Source organism: Saliterribacillus persicus (assembly GCF_003337485.1).
GTDB lineage: Bacteria > Bacillota > Bacilli > Bacillales > Amphibacillaceae > Saliterribacillus > Saliterribacillus persicus.
Window position 1 is genome coordinate 42,952 of the sequence record NZ_QPJJ01000002.1, and the last position, 17,997, is coordinate 60,948.

19 protein-coding genes are annotated in these 17,997 nt (G+C 36.4%); all 19 read right to left on the reverse strand.

Annotated elements, in window-relative coordinates:
• Positions 1-18 precede the first annotated feature (18 nt).
• Positions 19-714, reverse strand: coding sequence for an L-ribulose-5-phosphate 4-epimerase (gene araD, locus DFR57_RS02300; RefSeq protein WP_114351540.1), 696 nt, complete (start codon positions 712-714; stop codon positions 19-21).
• Between the two features lie 233 nt (positions 715-947).
• Positions 948-1,943 carry an acrylyl-CoA reductase family protein gene (locus DFR57_RS02305; protein ID WP_114351541.1) on the reverse strand — a complete coding sequence of 332 codons (996 nt, stop codon included), beginning with the start codon at positions 1,941-1,943 and terminating at the stop codon, positions 948-950.
• Positions 1,944-2,093: 150 nt separating this feature from the next.
• Positions 2,094-2,993, reverse strand: a complete 900-nt coding sequence (purU, locus tag DFR57_RS02310) for a formyltetrahydrofolate deformylase (protein ID WP_114351812.1) — start codon at positions 2,991-2,993, stop codon at positions 2,094-2,096.
• A gap of 284 nt (positions 2,994-3,277) precedes the next feature.
• The gene (locus DFR57_RS02315; RefSeq protein WP_114351542.1) at positions 3,278-4,456 is read right to left on the reverse strand and encodes an acetylornithine transaminase; all 1,179 of its coding nucleotides are present in this window, start codon (positions 4,454-4,456) and stop codon (positions 3,278-3,280) included.
• Complete coding sequence (gene argB / locus DFR57_RS02320; protein WP_114351543.1) at positions 4,446-5,252, reverse strand: acetylglutamate kinase; 807 nt, start codon at positions 5,250-5,252, stop codon at positions 4,446-4,448. Before argB ends, DFR57_RS02315 begins: the two co-directional genes overlap by 11 nt.
• A 13-nt stretch (positions 5,253-5,265) precedes the next feature.
• Positions 5,266-6,504 carry a bifunctional ornithine acetyltransferase/N-acetylglutamate synthase gene (gene argJ, locus DFR57_RS02325; RefSeq protein WP_114351544.1) on the reverse strand — a complete coding sequence of 413 codons (1,239 nt, stop codon included), beginning with the start codon at positions 6,502-6,504 and terminating at the stop codon, positions 5,266-5,268.
• Between the two features lie 13 nt (positions 6,505-6,517).
• Positions 6,518-7,567 (reverse strand): N-acetyl-gamma-glutamyl-phosphate reductase, encoded by a 1,050-nt coding sequence (gene argC / locus DFR57_RS02330; protein ID WP_114351545.1) that lies wholly within the window; start codon positions 7,565-7,567, stop codon positions 6,518-6,520.
• 280 nt (positions 7,568-7,847) lie between these two features.
• The gene (locus DFR57_RS02335; RefSeq protein ID WP_114351546.1) at positions 7,848-8,765 is read right to left on the reverse strand and encodes a fumarylacetoacetate hydrolase family protein; all 918 of its coding nucleotides are present in this window, start codon (positions 8,763-8,765) and stop codon (positions 7,848-7,850) included.
• A 218-nt stretch (positions 8,766-8,983) separates the two neighbouring features.
• Complete coding sequence (locus DFR57_RS02340) at positions 8,984-9,706, reverse strand: amino acid ABC transporter ATP-binding protein (protein ID WP_114351547.1); 723 nt, start codon at positions 9,704-9,706, stop codon at positions 8,984-8,986.
• Complete coding sequence (locus DFR57_RS02345; protein ID WP_114351813.1) at positions 9,703-10,359, reverse strand: amino acid ABC transporter permease; 657 nt, start codon at positions 10,357-10,359, stop codon at positions 9,703-9,705. The genes DFR57_RS02340 and DFR57_RS02345 overlap by 4 nt, the downstream gene beginning before the upstream one ends.
• Positions 10,360-10,591: 232 nt before the next feature.
• On the reverse strand, positions 10,592-11,371 hold the full coding sequence (locus DFR57_RS02350; protein ID WP_114351548.1) for a basic amino acid ABC transporter substrate-binding protein: 780 nt from the start codon (positions 11,369-11,371) through the stop codon (positions 10,592-10,594).
• A 195-nt stretch (positions 11,372-11,566) separates the two neighbouring features.
• Entirely contained in the window at positions 11,567-12,472 is a 906-nt protein-coding gene (locus tag DFR57_RS02355) for an AEC family transporter (RefSeq protein WP_114351549.1), read from the reverse strand.
• A gap of 30 nt (positions 12,473-12,502) precedes the next feature.
• Positions 12,503-13,654, reverse strand: a complete 1,152-nt coding sequence (locus DFR57_RS02360) for an MFS transporter (RefSeq protein WP_114351550.1) — start codon at positions 13,652-13,654, stop codon at positions 12,503-12,505.
• Positions 13,655-13,862: 208 nt separating this feature from the next.
• Positions 13,863-14,693 carry an ABC transporter permease gene (locus DFR57_RS02365; RefSeq protein WP_114351551.1) on the reverse strand — a complete coding sequence of 277 codons (831 nt, stop codon included), beginning with the start codon at positions 14,691-14,693 and terminating at the stop codon, positions 13,863-13,865.
• Position 14,694: 1 nt separating this feature from the next.
• Positions 14,695-15,666, reverse strand: coding sequence for an ATP-binding cassette domain-containing protein (locus tag DFR57_RS02370; RefSeq protein WP_114351552.1), 972 nt, complete (start codon positions 15,664-15,666; stop codon positions 14,695-14,697).
• An 11-nt stretch (positions 15,667-15,677) separates the two neighbouring features.
• On the reverse strand, positions 15,678-16,112 hold the full coding sequence (locus DFR57_RS02375; protein ID WP_170132879.1) for a MarR family winged helix-turn-helix transcriptional regulator: 435 nt from the start codon (positions 16,110-16,112) through the stop codon (positions 15,678-15,680).
• Positions 16,113-16,218: 106 nt separating this feature from the next.
• Positions 16,219-16,917, reverse strand: a complete 699-nt coding sequence (locus tag DFR57_RS02380) for a CAP domain-containing protein (RefSeq protein WP_114351554.1) — start codon at positions 16,915-16,917, stop codon at positions 16,219-16,221.
• A gap of 145 nt (positions 16,918-17,062) precedes the next feature.
• Positions 17,063-17,365: a hypothetical protein gene (locus tag DFR57_RS02385; protein WP_114351555.1), complete on the reverse strand. Its 303-nt coding sequence runs from the start codon at positions 17,363-17,365 to the stop codon at positions 17,063-17,065.
• Positions 17,366-17,430: 65 nt separating this feature from the next.
• Entirely contained in the window at positions 17,431-17,901 is a 471-nt protein-coding gene (locus DFR57_RS02390; RefSeq protein ID WP_114351556.1) for a GNAT family N-acetyltransferase, read from the reverse strand.
• Positions 17,902-17,997 lie beyond the last annotated feature (96 nt).

The following is a 17,997-nucleotide window of genomic DNA, read 5'->3' on the forward strand; positions in this document are numbered from 1 at the left end:
GCTGATACATCCTAAAAATTATTTTTTATCTTGCCCATAATAAGCATTTGCTCCATGCTTTCTTAAGTAATGTTTATCTAATAAGTATTGGTCCATAGGTTTTGTATCTGGATTAATTTGATACGCTCTCAGTGCCATTTTAGCTACTTCTTCCACTACTACTGCATTATGAACCGCTTCATTGGGGTCTTTACCCCAGTTGAACGGTGCATGACTATGCACGAGTACACTTGGGATTCGATTTGGATCTATAGCCTGGAATGTTTCTACAATCACTTTACCTGTTTCCCATTCATATTCTCCTGTTACTTCTTCTTCTGTCATTCTTCTCGTACAAGGGATCTCTCCGTAAAAGTAATCCGCTTGCGTTGTACCTAAAGCTGGAATACCTTTACCAGCTTGAGCCCAGCTAGTCGCCCATGGAGAATGTGTATGCACAACACCACCGATATTTGGAAACTTTTGATAAAGTAATCGATGTGTTGGTGTATCAGATGAAGGTTTTAAATCACCCTCTACAATATTTCCATCTAAATCTAAAACGACTAAATCCTCCGCTTTTAGTTGGTCATAATCCACTCCACTTGGTTTAATAACCATTAAACCACTCTCTTTATCGTAACCGCTTACATTACCCCAAGTAAATGTTACTAGACCGTATTTTGGCAGTGCCAAGTTTGCTTCAAGTACTTCTTGCTTCAGCTTTTCAAGCATGCGTCACCAAACCTTTCTAAAAATTTACAAGGTTTATCCTTGTACGTATGTGTAAACGTGTTTAATTTTATAATAATACAATTCGTACGTACATTCAATAAGAATATAAATATTCATAAAATATTGTATACTTGCACTAAAAATTTATACTTTTTTCACCATTTCGCCTAATAATTTATTTTCATTAAGCAAAATGATGAAAAAGTTTTGCTATTAATATATTTTACAACGCGCTACTCATTAGCTTTCACGACATACCTTCCAACGACTTTCTCAGTTTTGAACTTTGTAAAGACTTCTTCTATTTCTGTTAAATCAATTTCTTTGGTCAAGGTTTTTAGATTAGCATTTTTAGCATAGGTCTCAATTTGTTTCCAAATGTACGCTCTTTTTTCAATAGGATATTGAACAGAATCAATTCCCACTAAAGATACGCCTCTTAGAATAAACGGAAAAACGCTTGTATCGACATTCGTGCCTCCTGCTAAGCCGCTTAATGCAACTACCCCTTGATAACTTATCTGACTTAAAATAGATGCTAGCGTATTTCCGCCAACTGGATCAACAGCAGCTATATAAGTGCTCTTATCAATCATTCTATTTTTATCCGATAATACATCTTCTCTACTAATTACTTCACTTGCTCCAAGCTCTTTTAAATAAGTTATTTCGTCTCCTTTTCCACTGCTAGCAACAATTTGAAATCCTTTTTCTTTCAACATCGTTATCGCAAGAGAGCCTACCCCTCCTGTTGCGCCCGTGACTAATACCTTTCCATCCTCTGGTTTGATTCCTTTTTCTAAAATTGCTTCAATAGACAATGCCGCAGTAAATCCAGCCGTCCCATACACCATTGCTTCTTTCAAAGACAAGTCTTTCGGTAAAGATACAAGCCAATCTCCTGGCAACACAGCATCCATTTGATATCCGCCGTCACGCGAAACACCTAATCCAAACCCAGTTGCTACAACTTTATCTCCAGATTGAAACGAGGGATGTTTTGATTCTGTTACTACTCCAGATAGATCGATTCCTGGAATAATTGGATAGCTTTTCACTACTCTACTACTTTTCTCACTTGCCAATGCATCTTTATAATTCACACTAGAATATTTCACCTGTACGCGAACTTCGTTGTCTTTTAAACCAATTTTCTCCTTATTAATGTAACTTCCGGTTACGTTGTCACCCTCTTCTGATAATTGAAAAGCACGATTAATTGCTTCCATTAAAAACAGCTCCTTCAGTTCATTTATTTCTATTTCTAGATTAAATCCGATAATTTTCTTCTTATTTTAAAATGTAACACAGAAGGTATGTAGAGGTGAAGAAAATGAAAAAAACTTGATTCAAATGTGAATCAAGTTTTCATAAAACCGTTAAAAAACAATGGTTTTATTCCCATATACAATAATACGATCTTCAAGGTGCCATTTAACAGCCCTTGCTAAAACACTTCTTTCGATTGATTGCCCAATTTTTTTCATTGCTTCTGCATTGTCTCTGTGATCTACTCTACTGATGTCTTGCTCTATGATTGGTCCTTCATCAAGATCATTCGTTACATAATGCGAGGTGGCGCCAATCAATTTAACTCCTCGATTATAGGCGCGTTCATAAGGCTTTGCCCCGATGAATGCTGGCAAAAAGGAATGGTGAATATTTATAATTTGATGCTGATACGTTTTAACAAAATCAGGTGTTAAAATCTGCATATATCTTGCTAAGATCAAAACATCAACTTGATATTTTTCGATAAGTTCTTTTTGTTTCTCTTCTACTTCTCTTCTAATTTCTTTGTTAGCAGGAATATAGTAATACGGGATGCCTAGCGACTCCACCATCTCTCTAGATGTTTCATGATTACTAATCACTAGAGAAATATCTGCCATTAAATCTCCACTTTGCCATTCCCATAACAACTCGAGTAAGCAGTGTGGCTCTTTTGATACAAAAACAGCTATCTTTTTTACTTCACTCACATATTTGAACGTTGCTTCTAAAGCGAATTGTTCTTTAATAGCTGTAAAATCAGACTCCAGCTCTTTCGCTTTCTCTTTTAAATTAGGAATTTCAAATTCGATTCGAATGAAAAATTCTCCACCATGAGGGTCGGTTGAATATTGATTTGACTCAATAATATTCGCCCCATGATCAAACAAAAACTTTGAAACAGCTGCGACAATACCCGGCTGGTCTGCACAGTTAATTAATAATCTTGCACGATTCTTATTCTCTGATTGAAAGGAATCTAATTTTTCTTTTATATAGCTTTTCATGTTAATCCCTCTTTGTTTCTTATACATATTTGACTTCCTCGATAAATTATAGCGCAAAAGATAGCTTAATTAAAGTGAGACTTCCATCAGTGAAGGTTTTTTTCACTGATGGTTAGCGAAACTTATCAGGAAGTTTAGCGACCGTTTTCTTGGCGTAACATTATCATCTTACCTTAAAACTACGGACGCTTAACGCTGTGATAAAGTGAGACTTCCATCAGTGAAGGTTTTTTTCACTGATGTTCAGCAAAACTCATCAGGAGGTTTAGCGACCGTTTTCTTATTTATTCAGCAAATAACTTTTCAAATGTATTTAAGAATGCTTCTATTTCTTCTTTATTCGTTGTTAAAGGTGGAAGAATTCGAATAACATTTGGTCCCGCTACAATAATCAAGGTTTGGTATTCTTCTCTTGCTTTTGTAATATAATCAATTGCTTGACCCTCAACTTCCACACCAATCAAGAAGCCTTTCCCGCGTACTTCTTTAATAACATCGTATTTAGAAGCAATCTGCTCTAAGCCTTGCCATAATTGATCAATTAAGGGCTTTATATCTGAGAGTAGAGATGTTTCAGCAATCTCTTTTAACGTAGCTAGCCCAGAAGTTGTCACAATAGGATTACCACCAAAAGTACTTCCGTGTGTGCCGGGACTAAATGCTTTAGCAACCTGCTCCTTTGCGAGCATTGCTCCAATTGGGAGGCCTGATCCTAAGCCTTTTGCTAAGGTAATCACGTCTGGATCGACTTCATACTGCTCATAAGCAAATAACGTACCCGTTCTTCCAAATCCTGTTTGAATTTCATCTATCATAAATAAAATATCATTTTCCTTACAGGTTTGTGCTAATGCCTGCATCCATTCCTTTGAAGCTGGATTTACTCCACCTTCCCCTTGTACCATTTCAACTAAAATTGCACATGGTTTACGATCAGCAACCTCTTTAATTGCATCGAAATCATTAAAAGGTAAATAGTGAAATCCTGGGGTTAATGGTGCGAAGCCTTGCTGAATTTTCTCTTGTGCCGTAGCAGACAGTGTTGTAAGTGTTCTTCCATGAAAGGACTGTGTAAATGTCACAATTTCATGGCGTCCATTTTTAGCTTCTTCTTGTGCATATCTTCTAGCAATTTTAATCGCTGCTTCATTCGCTTCTGCACCACTATTACAGAAAAAAACCTGATCTAAAGAGCTATTATCTGCTAATAATTTTGCTAATTGTTGTTGAGAAGGAATGTGAAATAAATTGGAACAATGCCAAAGCTCACCCAATTGCTCCTTCACAGCTTGCTCTACCTTTTCCGGTACATGGCCTAAATTACAAGTAGCAAGACCAGAGGAAAAGTCTAAATATTTCTCACCTGCATCATCCCACACATAGCTTCCTTTTCCTTTTACTAAGGTTAATGGAAAACGATTATAAGTTTGCATGACGCTTTCTGTCATTGTTTCATTTGGCATATGGCATCTCCTTTTCTAATAGTATTCTTGTTCCTACTTCCTTCCCTTGCATAAAGGAAAGAAATGCGGAAGGATCCATTCCATTTACAATCGAAACCTCTGGAACATTCTTATTAAGAGCACTTAGTGCAGATTCTACTTTTGGAATCATACCACCGAAAATAACCTCTTCTTTAATCAACTGATTAATATCGTATTCATTTAACTGATGAAAAACCTTTTTCTCTCCATCAATTTCTTCATAAATGCCTGGTATATCACTGATAAAGCACAGCTTCGCACCTAACGCCTCTGCAACAGCTGAAGCTGCCATATCTGCATTAATATTATAGCGTTGACCAGTCTCATCCATCGCTAAGGGGGATATCACCGGAATAGCATCATCATTCGCAATCAAGTTAAGCATCGATGTTTGAACGTTTGCTACTTTTCCCACAAACCCTAATTTCCCTGAAGGATCTGCTGGAACAGCTGTTAATAAATTGCCATCAACGCCACTAATACCAACTGCTTTTCCACCAGCTTTCGCAAGAAATCTTACAATTTTTTTATTCATCGATCCACTTAGAGCCATTTCTACGACGTCTAACACTTCATCTGTTGTTACTCGTAAGCCATTTACAAATTGGGATTTTACTCCTGCTTGATCTAAAAGCTGAGAAATAAGCGGTCCACCACCATGAACAATGATCGGATGATAGTTTCCCGTATTTTTCAGATCCACAATAGTTTGATAAAAAGATTGTGGAAGTCTTTCAAATACACTACCTCCACATTTAATCACGACATATTTCATCGCTTTTTCCTCCTTACGTTCGATATGAAGCGTTAATTCTGACATATTCATAAGAGAGATCACAGCCCCAAGCCTTCGATACACCGTCACCGTCACCAAGTGTTGCATTTATTGAAATATTATCCTGAAGTAAATATTTTTTTGCTTCATCCTCATCAAATGGATATGGAACCCCTTTTTTCACAACCGGGATATCCCCCAATGAAATGCCTACTTCATTTGGATTTAGTTCTTCTCCACTGTATCCAATTGCCGTTATAATTCTACCCCAGTTAGCATCAGCACCGTGAATCGCTGTTTTTACTAGATTAGAAGAAATAATGGCTTTAGCAATAGCCTGTGCAGCTTTCTCTGTACTTGCGCCTGAGACATTAACCTCTACTAATTTACTTGCACCCTCACCGTCACGCGCAATCTCTTTTGCAAGGTATTCACATACATACGTGAGTGCCTGATAGAAGTTATCCCATTCCGAGTGGGACCCGTTTAAGGTATGATTTCCAGCTAAGCCATTGGCCAAGACTAGCACCATATCATTCGTACTTGTATCTCCATCAACGGTGATCATATTAAAGGATTTATTCGTGATCGATTTAAGCGCTTTTGTGAGTTCCTCTGCTTCAATTTCTGCATCGGTTGTAATAAAACTAAGCATCGTTGCCATGTTCGGATGAATCATTCCAGAGCCCTTTGCAGCTCCACCAATCGTTACTTCTTTCCCATCAATGGTAAGCGAAATAGCAATTCCTTTTTCACGCGTATCGGTTGTTAAAATCGCTGACTCAAATTTCTCCGCTCCAGCATGAGTCGCATCATTTAATTGGCTGATACCGGCATGAATTTTATCCATTGGTAAAAGTTCACCGATCAATCCAGTAGAAGCAACAGCTGCGTAGTGTTCTTCCACACCAATTGATTCTGCAAAAGCCTGACGCATGTCATACGCATCAGTAAATCCTTGTTCTCCTGTACACGCATTGGCTATCCCCGAGTTAACCAAGATTGCTTGAATCTTACTTTCTTTTGCTATACTCTCTTGTGTAACCTTTAGTGGTGGTGCCTGAAAGGAATTCGTAGTATAGACCCCTGCAGCTACTGCTGGTTTATCGGAGTAAACCCAGCCTAAGTCAAGCTTCTTTTTACGAATACCACAATGTAACCCCCCTGCTTTATACCCTTTTGCACTTGCTATATTTCCGTTCTGTATCGTTTGAAAGCTCCCTGCCTTCAACTCTTGATTCGTGTCTACCATTTTAAAATCCCCCTTATGGATAGATCGGAAGCTGTGTAATGCCTGTTGTTTCGTCCCAGCCACACATAAGATTCATATTTTGAATCGCCTGCCCCGATGCTCCTTTTACTAAATTATCTATCACTGAAACGATCGTTAGTTTACCTGTTCGCTCATCTGAAAAAATGCCAATATCACAATAATTACTTCCATATACCTCTCTTGTAGAAGGGATAATCCCCTCATTTCGCACCCTCACAAAAGGATGATCTTTATAATATTTCTGATATAACGAGATAATCTCTTCACTCGAATGATGTTCTTTTAAATTAACATATATCGTACTCATGATTCCACGCGTCATTGGCACGATATGTGGTGTAAAAGTTACCTGAATCGTTTCACCTGCTGCTGTGGTTAATTCTTGCTCAATTTCCGGTATATGCTTATGTGAACCCAATTTGTATGCTTTAAAGTTTTCATTCATCTCGGAGAAATGAACATTTAACGATAACCCACGTCCCGCTCCTGAGACACCAGTCTTAGCGTCAATAATGATATTATCTTGTTCCACTAAATCATGCTTAAATGCTGGTAATAACCCTAAAAGCGTTGCAGTCGGATAGCATCCAGGATTTGCAAGAATCTTTGTGTCTTTAATTTTTTCTTTATTTATTTCAGGTAATCCGTATACAGCTTCTTTAATATACTTTTCATCTGCAAGGCTATCCTCATAATATAAACGGTACTCCGCTTCATCTTCTAAACGAAAGTCACCCGATAAGTCAATACACCTTATTCCAAGCTCAAAAAACTTTGGAATATAATCTTTACTTATATTAGAAGGGGTAGCGAAAAAGACAAGATCTACCTGTTTACTGAGTGCTTCCACGTCCAAAGCATCCATTTCTAAATCTATTATATCTGATAAATGCGGATAAACCTCTGATAGTTTCGTGCCGCTACTAGAATGAGATAATATTTTTTCCACTGTTACATGTGGATGATTATTTAAAAGTCGTATTAATTCAACTGCGCCGTATCCAGTTCCACCAACAATTGCTACTTTCACGATTATATTCACTCCTAATAATTCCGAATGGGATTAGTTTATTATTATACTTTATTTTGCATGTTTATACAATAATCTTTTTCGTTTTTTTCAAAAAAATATCCTTTTTTCTTTGTTTTCATTATTTATAATTGTATGTTTTATGCACTATTCCCTTTATAAAATAGGTGTATACCCCTGCAACCTTTTATATGCATAAGGATGAATATTTATAATTATCTTTAACCATTAGAAGAACTTGCTTTCATAACGTATAAAAAATCCCCCTCTAAATAAGAGGAGGATTTAAGTGTTACCTTTCGTCTTTAACTGTATTTGTTAATGTACCAATTGATTCAATTTCTAGGCGCACAACATCTCCATCATGCAATAATTTCGGAGGATCCATTGCTAAACCTACCCCGTCTGGAGTACCTGTAAGTATGATGTCTCCAGGTTCTAATGTAATCAGATTCGAAATGAAAGAAATCAAATGCGGTATATTAAAAATCAAATTCTCAGTATTCGATGATTGTCTTAATTCATCATTTACATAAGACCTAACTGTTAAATTTGCAGGATCTGTAATTTCATCTTTGGTCACAAGCCATGGACCAACAGGTGTACTTTTATCTAAAGATTTTCCTTGGAGCCATTGCGGCGTTCTTTTTTGTAAATCTCGTGCAGATATATCATTTCCGATTGTGTAGCCTGCTATATAATCAAAAGCATCTGCCTCTGCTACATTTGTTGCGCGCTCGCCAATCACTACTGCTAATTCCACTTCATAATCCAATTTCTCGGTTAATTTCGCTTTTTGAATCGTATCCTCTGGTCCAATTAATGCATTATTAAATTTAGCAAAAAGCACCGGGAATTCAGGAATTTCACCCTTCATTTCAGCCACATGGTCCGCATAATTTGTCCCAATGCATATTATTTTAGATGGGTTTGGAATCGGGGTGTGAAGGATCACTTCTTCTCTTGAAAAGCTATTTGTCGCTCCCTTGTCCTTTACATAACGCTCTACTTTTTGTGCTAATTCTATCCCTTTACTCCCTAAAGCATAAAATGCATCAGGATTTGAGGTGACATGCGTTCCTCCTAATTTAGTATCAGTAGCTATCATTTCTTCGTATGTAGCATGAAGGTCTACAATTTTATCATATAAAATAAATCCTATTCGGTTTGCGGCAAATGGGTGTTTTAAGCTGTAATTAACTAATTTCATGAAAACCCTCCTCTGTAGACTATTATCTCTAGTTTACCAAAACCTTGAATAAAACGCTCTCATTTGAACCTTCATTTTTATGAGTTGAGGAGTGAATCGCGGATATAAAGATTTTTTAGCGGATTTATTTAAAGTTTTACGGATATATAAGATATTCAACCGAAAAAAGACGCATTACCGCGGAAATATTTAAATAATCGCGGATAATACGTCTTCTATTATAAAACTTTACTTAAAAAGGCCTGTGTTCTTTCATGTTGCGGATTACCAAATAAAGCTTGTGGTTCATTTTCCTCCACAATGTATCCTTCGTCCATAAATAAAACCCTGTCACCAACTTCACGAGCAAAGCCCATCTCATGGGTTACAACTACCATCGTCATTCCTTCTAAAGCAAGTTGTTTCATTACTTCCAGTACTTCTCCGACCATTTCAGGATCAAGTGCAGACGTTGGTTCATCAAAAAGCATCACCTTTGGTTCCATTCCAAGCGCTCTTGCGATGGCTACTCTTTGCTTTTGTCCACCAGATAATGAGTCTGGGTATACATCGGCTTTTTCTTTCAATCCAACCTTATCTAATAATTCCTTCGCTTTTTGGATGGCAGCTTCCTTTTTCCATTTTCGTACTGTCATCATTGGCAGCGTTATGTTTTCTATCACTGTTTTGTGTGGAAAAAGGTTAAATTGCTGAAACACCATTCCCACTTCTGCTCTTAGTTTGTTAATATCTGTTTTTTTAGCGGTAATATCTTTTCCTTCAATTTCAACCGATCCACCTGTTATGGATTCAATAAGATTTAAACAACGTAAAAAAGTAGATTTACCAGACCCAGATGGGCCGATCACAACTACCACTTCCTTCGGTTTGATTTCCACATTAATATCTTTTAATACTTCAAGATCACCAAATGATTTTTTTAAATTTTTAACAGAAATCATGTCGTTGCAAACCTTCTTTCTACATAATTAAGTAAGTATGTTAATGTGAGCGTTAATATTAAATAAATGAGCGCAACCGTAAGATATGGTTCCCATACCCTGTAGTATTGACCTGTTGCTGCTCTTCCCCAATATAACAGCTCAGGAGCTGCAATAATAGCTCCTAATGAAGAATCTTTTAATAAAACGATAAATTCATTGCCAAGTGGCGGGATCATTCTTCTAAATGCCTGTGGCAAAATAACATAACGCATTACTTGTATTTTGTTCATCCCTAGTGAATGAGCAGCTTCTGCTTGTCCACGATCAATCGACTGGATTCCCGCTCTAAATATCTCTGCTACATAAGCAGCTGAGTTTAGAGATAAAGTAACAACGACCGATACAATCGGATTAACAGAATCTAAAATAGCAGGTAAGACTGCAAAATGAAATAAGAATAATTGCACGAGTAAAGGTGTACCTCTAAAGAAGTTAATATACCAAATAAAAGGAAGACGTAAAAGCTTTGATGGAAGCATTTTCCCTAAAGCGATAAAAAAGCCAAGGATCGTCCCCATCAAAACCCCTATAAGAGACATCATAATGGTCCAAAGCATCCCTTTCATAAAAAAAGGTAGGTATTCTATAATAATTTCAAAACGAAAATCAATCATATCTATTCTCCTTCTTCCGTTTTTTGCGTTAGTATTCCCCATAAAGTAAGCTTTCAAAATTAGTAAAACTCGTATTCGCTTTTCCTTTAACAAGCGTGTTAATTTTCATTATACTTGTTGGGATAAATTTTCACTAGATCGATTAGACTTCTGCGTGAAAAATTAATGCTTTCCTGCCGTACAAGATTGAAAGCGTAGCACGAATGCTACGCTCCTTTATTTGATATTATTATTTACTAGCAGATTTTAATGCATCAAGATTAGGCTCAGTCCCAAACCATTCTTCATAAATTTCAGCATAGGTTCCGTCCTCAATTACTGTTTGAAGAGCTGCATCTATTTCAGCTCTAACTTCACTATCCTTAGGAAACATTAACCCATAAAATTCAGATTCAAAAGCTTCTTGATCATTAATCATATCTACTTCAGCTTCCGGATTATTTTTTACGTATTCAGAAGCCACTACATTGTCTGTAACAACTACATCCACATCTCCACTACCTAAAGACATAAACGCTAATGAATTGGATTCATATTTTGAAATACTCTCATCATTTTTTCCAACGATTTTCTCAGCAGCGTCCGCTCCGGTTGTGCCAGTTTGCACGCCAATTTTCAATCCTTTAATATCTTCAGCACTTGTAATGTTCTCCCCCTCTGGAAAGACAACCATGTGTGTTGATTCAAAATAAGGAGAAGAAAAATCATACGATTCTTTACGATCATCATTAATTGTAATCGCTGCAATAGCTAAATCCGCATCGCCACCTTGCACTGAAGCTAGCATTGGCTCCCAGCCAGTATTTTTAAGCTCATAGTCAAATCCCGCTTCTTCCATCACTGCTGCTAGAAGATCTACATCAAATCCAACCATTTCACCTTTATCCATATATTCAAAAGGGGCAAAGGCTGCGTCTGTTGCAACTGTTAATTTATCTTTTGAATCTGTGCCACACGCTGCTAAAAGAATGATGCTCATTAAGACTAGTAATTTTAATAATTTATTCATATTTATTCACTCCAATTAGTATTTATACATTTTCATGAAACTAATCATATATTAATTATCCCTTATGTACAAGTGGTTTACAAAAAATCTATTTATTAAAATTGTTCTGAAAATTATGTATATTATACATTATTTCGAATAATGCACTAAAAATCCTCTCCATTTTTTAAATAAATGAAGAGGAATGAGACGTCCTTATAATAAAATCCACATTAAAATTGGTAGTGTCACAATACTCATCAAGGTACTGATTAATGTCACACTAGAGACGAATCCCGGCCTTGCACCAAACTGCAGGGCGTACATCGTTGTATTAGCAGCAGTTGGCATAGCCGCCATCAAGATCAATATATCCTTTACCATTTCATCCATCGGAATAGGCATAACTAGAAAATAAGCAATGACAGGAGCGATTAATAAACGAAATACAAGTGCTAATGATAATTTGCCAACTTCAATATCCCCTAAACGAATCAGTGCTAATTGCATACCTAGCACAATCATAATGGTAGGAATAGCGGCATCTGCTATCATTCCCACTGCCGTCATCATCTGATCGTTAATTTCAATTTCCATGCCATTAAATAAAATCCCTAATAACGCACCATACACTATAGGCACTTTGAGCACTTCTTTGATAGGGGAAAACGACATTTTATTACTAATAGTAGAACCTGATGCGGCAATATAAATGCCAATCGTGCTCATAATTAGTGTTTGCAACACCATAAGAATTACTGCATATCGAAACCCTTCTTCACCAAACACTAATAACACAAGCGGTGCTCCGTAATTACCGTTATTCATAAAAACGGAAGCTAGCATAAATCCGCTTCGAACAGATTTATCCCAGCGATTAATAAAGCTAATAAGGTAACAAAAGCCAATACTAATCACACTAAGTGCAAGTAAAAAAGCCCCTAAGTATACGTAGTCCATATTTAATTCATTTTGATAAAATGTTTGAAATGCCAAAAATGGCGACATTAAATAAAGCGCCATCGTTGAAATCGTCTTAATCTCAAACTTTAAAAATTTGATTCCAATAAATCCAACCGCAAAGATACTAAAGATTGGCAATAGTACTTGAATAAAACCCATGATGCATCTCCTTGAAATGAGCTATTTCATTTATGATTTCCAAAAAGGAAGTAGATGATAAACAGTTAAAAAGATCGAACCTAGTAAGGTTAAAGAACCCATAAAGAAGTATAGGGAACCGCCACCCATCGAGTCAATCAAGGATCCTCCAATAAGAGAACCGATAATTCCAGAAATCCCAAAAAACACGGAAACAAAGACAAGATGCCCTGTTGATTGCAATACGCGTGGAATTAATCGTGTTACATATTGAAATGCGGTCAAATAAAAAATCCCAAATGTTAAACCATGTAAAAATTGAAGTGCCACTATGAAAATTGGATCCTCAAAGCTAGAGTATAAAAACCAACGAATCGAATACAAAAGCCCCGCTCCAATGATAAAAATAAGTGGATGAAATTTTCTAAACCATAGTCCAGCTGTAGCAAAAACAATCGCTTCACTAGCAACACCTGCAAACCAGGCATACCCAATTAAGTCTTCTGAACCACCGAGCTGCGCTATATAAATACCAATAAAGCTATCATTAGCCCGGTGTGCGATCGTAATAAACGTGATTAAAACTAAGAAAATAATAAAAGGCTTTTTTCGAGCCAGTATTTTTATATCCCCCAACTGAATGGGTGGTGCTTCGATTTTCACATCAACTAGTTGTGTAGTGACAATCAAAGCAGCGATAGCTAGTACTAAATATGGCCACATAATGTATTCAATACCAGTATAGGAAAGTAATTCTCCCACTAATAAAGAAGAGGTTGCAAATCCAATCGATCCCCACATACGAATCGATCCAAATGAAATGCCTAGTGAATCAGCACGTCTTTGAGACAAACTATCTCCAAGTGCACCAATAGGCGCCGCAAAAAAGAAGAAGGTTGCCCCAAAGGTTAGAAGTAGCGGTAAGACTGACATCTGCAAGAATATAACACTCGTAATAATGATTCCGACGATACAGATCATCAAAATCCTTTTAACGGTTTGGTATTTATCACTCATATATCCCCAGAAGGGTTGAGAAAAAATAGCAGCTAACGGTCCAATTGCCATAACCCAGCCTATTTCTTTTCCCGTTAACCCTTTGTGCTGTAAATATAAAGGTAAGAAGCTAACAATGATTGTATTTGCTCCGTGAAAACAAAACAAAAGCATTTTAAGTGGTAATATTGATGGTCCCTTTGACATCTATGGTGCCTCCTCTCGTGAAGCCTTATGTAAAATCAATAATGTGAGACTGTTATCAGCATCTGCTCTCACTGATTGTATTCGCACTATGAATAAATTTATCCGTACATCTAGACTCTAATTCTATATTATACGATTATCATTTCTAGAAAGAAACCTTTTCCTCTTCAAAAATAGTAAAAAGCACCACAAACGTGATGCTTCTTCTTTAAGCCTCGGCCTTATTAAATCTTATCGTGGCTAGTACGACGAATACAATACTCAATATAGAAACAGCAATGATTTCATCTGTAAAAGTGATAACATGATTAAAGACTTCAATATCAAGTCCCATCGCTTGTCTTAATGCTGGATCCATTTTTTCCGGCTCTAAAATAATTTTTTTGAACATATCAACTGAGTAGGTAAGTGGATTAATTTTCACTAATATATCCATCCAAGTTGGCAATCCATTTAACGGAAATAACGCACCTGAAAGAAATAACATCGGAAAAATTAATACTTGAATAACCATTTGAAAGCCTTGTGCTGTCTTTAAAGCTGTAGCAATTAATAATCCAATCGAAGATAAAGCAAATGCGACCAAAAACATGATTGGGATCAATTGTAGCACCATACTGATTGTAATGGACACACCTATAAATGGCACAAATATAAGCATCATTAAGCCTTGAAATACTGCTACTGTGCTTCCACCAAGGACTTTTCCAATCGCAACGGAAACTCTAGACATTGGTGAAACTAATATTTCTCGCATATATCCAAATTCTTTATCTTGCACTACGGACAAAGCTGAAAAAATTGCTGTATTAAATACGGTCATTCCTATGATACCTGGAAACATAAATTGAACAAAGTCGAACTCAGCAAGCGCTCCTGATTCTCCTCCACCTCCAAGCATCGAGGACATCGCACCGCTCATTCCGCTTCCAAATAGGATAAGAAACATAAACGGCATTGCAAATGAACCAATTAATTGCGCTCGATTTCTAAAAAATTTAATAACATCACGCTGCCAAACAGCTAATATACCTTCCATCCTAGTGTGGCCCCCTCATACTTTTTCGCATCATATCTTTTTTCGATACAGATTCTTCGCGAATTTCTCTACCAGTTAAATGCAGGAATACATCATTCAATGTGGGTCTTCGAAGGTTTACACTTGTTATGGCAATATCCATTTCTCTTACTAATTGAACTAAGAATTCACTTCCCTTTTCTACTTGGAAGCTTAATTTGTCATCCTTTTTTTGAACCTCTAAATTGTAGCTGCTCTCAATAATTTCTTTTGCCTTAGGTAAATCTTCAGCAGTAATTTCAATAATATCCCCACCAACCTTTGCTTTTAGTGCTTCTGGTGTATTGAGCGCAATCAGTTTCCCATGATCCATTACAGCTACACGATCACAAATCTCAGCTTCATCCATGTAATGCGTGGTTAAGAAGATAGTGATGCCTGCCTTTTCTTTTAATTTCAAAATATATTCCCAAATATGGGCTCTTGTTTGTGGGTCAAGCCCAACAGTAGGTTCATCTAAGAATAAGACACGCGGATAATGTAAAAGTCCTCTAGCTATTTCTAAACGCCTTTTCATTCCCCCTGAAAAAGTTTCTACAATATTTTTGCGTTTATCAACTAAATCTACAATTTCTAATACTTCTACAATGCGTTCTTCTCGAATACTTTTTTCAATACCATAGAACTTACAATGCAGCATCAGATTTTCATTAGCGGTTAATTTTTCATCAAGCGTTGATTCTTGAAAAATCAAGCCAATACTTGCTCGCACTTTGTTTTTCTCTTTTACATTATCGAAGCCATTTACCTTTGCATAGCCTGTAGAAGGCTTAATTATCGTAGAAAGCATGTTAATGGTCGTACTTTTTCCGGCACCATTCGGCCCCAAAAAGCCAAATATTTCACCTTCTTCTACTTCAAGATCAATGCCTTTTACCGCTTGAAAATCCTTATAATTCTTCGTTAATCCTTTTACTTCTAGTATAGCGTTCATCTTCTTCCCCCCTATTCTTCCTGCTTTAATCGTTCACTTAACAAGCTGAGACCTTGTACAATCTCTTTTACTTCTTTATGTTCTGCGTCCCCAACTAATTCATTTAAAAGATCTGATACCGTACTATGGTGATACTCTGCTAATTCTCTCGTTTTTTCCGTAATTTTAATCCAAACAACTCGCTTATCTTCCTTACTTCTCTCCCGAACAATTAAATCTTGTTGTTCTAAACGATCTAAAATACCTGAGACCGTACTTTTGGCTAAATGCATTTTTTCACTTATCGCACTCGTAGTCATCCGTGTTTCTTCAAGCAGCATTAAAATGATCATCATTTGTGGGGGAGTGATAGTCGTATCCTTGAACGCCTTTCGAATATGACGATTCAAATCCGCATTAACTCTCCTGATTAAATTAGCTATTTCTCTTCCGTTATCCTGTACCATTCTGCAAATTCCCCAATCTATTCGCATCCGAATTATTCGTATACGAACTATTTTACCACATTAAAAAAAGGATGCCCAGTAACTTTTTACGAAGCATCCTTTTCTTCTATTTGCGAATAAAAAACTGTGTCCAATAATCTCCTTTTGTATCGTAGCCAACACCAATATGAGTCATTTCAGGATCCATTATGTTTCTGCGATGTCCATCACTTTTCATCCAAGCCTCAATTACCACACCAGGTGTCGGTTGACCTTTTGCGATATTTTCAGAAGCCTTTGTGTAGGACACACCAAACTCCTTTAACATATCAAAGGGGGAGCCGTAGGTTGGTGAAGTGTGTGAGAAATAATTCTTTTCCTGCATATCCTTTGCTTTTACACTTGCCACTTCTTCTAAAGAAGGATCTATCTTTAACGGAGGTAAGCCTTCGAGCTCACGTTCTTGATTTGTTAGCTGCACAATCCGCTCAAGATAATCCTGGTTACCATTTTGATTCGTTACCTTGGGACGATTTGTGAGATCTTCATCTTCTTTAAAATTGTTTTGCTCTTCGCCAGGGTTAACTGGAATTCGATCTTCTGTTAGCTCTCGTTCTTCTTCAAAAATATTTTGCTCTCGACCAGGATTCACTGGTATCCGATCTTCTCTTTGATCTTCTTGATAATTTACGTTGTTTGGATACGAAAGAGGGTGTGACTGTCCTAGTTGATCCACATCCTTATCGCGCCCCATTTCAGTTTGGTTACAAGCGGTAATAAACGCAAACAAAATAACTAAAAACACCAAGCGATAAATATATTTCATTTAGGTACCTCCATTTTAAACTGGGATGTACCTGTAGTTTTCCAAACTTCGTTCATTTCATACTTAAATATTTTTATGAGAATTGGGGAAAATAAAAACCTAAACTTTGTTCCGCGAAAACGCATTTAAAGCTTATGTATAAAAGTTATTTAGCTTCTTTCTTTTTGTTCATTGCTTCAACTAAGAAAATTGCAAGAAATAAACCTATCAAAGCGAAATCCATATCAGCAATAAACGTTAGAATGATTTGTATTACTAAAATCCCCGTGAGACCGAGTACTAATTTTTTAATGCTGAATCCTTTTTTGAAGACCAATACAGCATAGACAAAGACCCCAATTAAGCTAAGTGCAAATTTAATATAAAAGACACCAAAATCATCATACAAAAATACTGCTAACAATAGACCAACCAAAATACCCAGTATAAAATTAATATTGCCTTTCATAATAACCCACCTAGAGTTTACTTTTAAATTCTTTTATATTTATTTAGCTGGATCAAATATAATCATTATGTATCCTTTTTGTAATAAATAAGAGTTGCACTATCATTCAATTTTTTGCTGAATCCTGTTTTGGAATAGCGCATTTTTTCATATACGTGACAGTTACCTTCTTCCTCCAATATGGTAGCTAGTTCCCATGTGAGTGCTTTAGAGCACATCTCTTCAATTAAAGTTATAGCTTTCTGGGCTATACCTTTCCCTTGATATATAGGAAGAATAAACATTGGACTTATCCAATAATGAATGTCATCTTTCCAAAAAACATAGATAGCTCCTACAAATGTGTTGTTAGCTAATATTTTATAAAATGCACCATTAGAATTATTTATTCTCTCAATTACTCTTTCGATTGTTTCATTTGCTGGATTGGTTTCATAATCTTTATACTTTTCTAGTAAAGGATTAAACGCTTTAATTTGAATATCAAGTATTGATTGCGCATCATTTTCAAGTGCTTTTTCCAACCGTACCTCCATTAACTTCACCAACCTTAACAACTTTAATTGAACACTCATTTATTTTTTTGCGAAGTTTTATTAATTTAGTAAAAACCTCAAGTAGTTCACTAATTT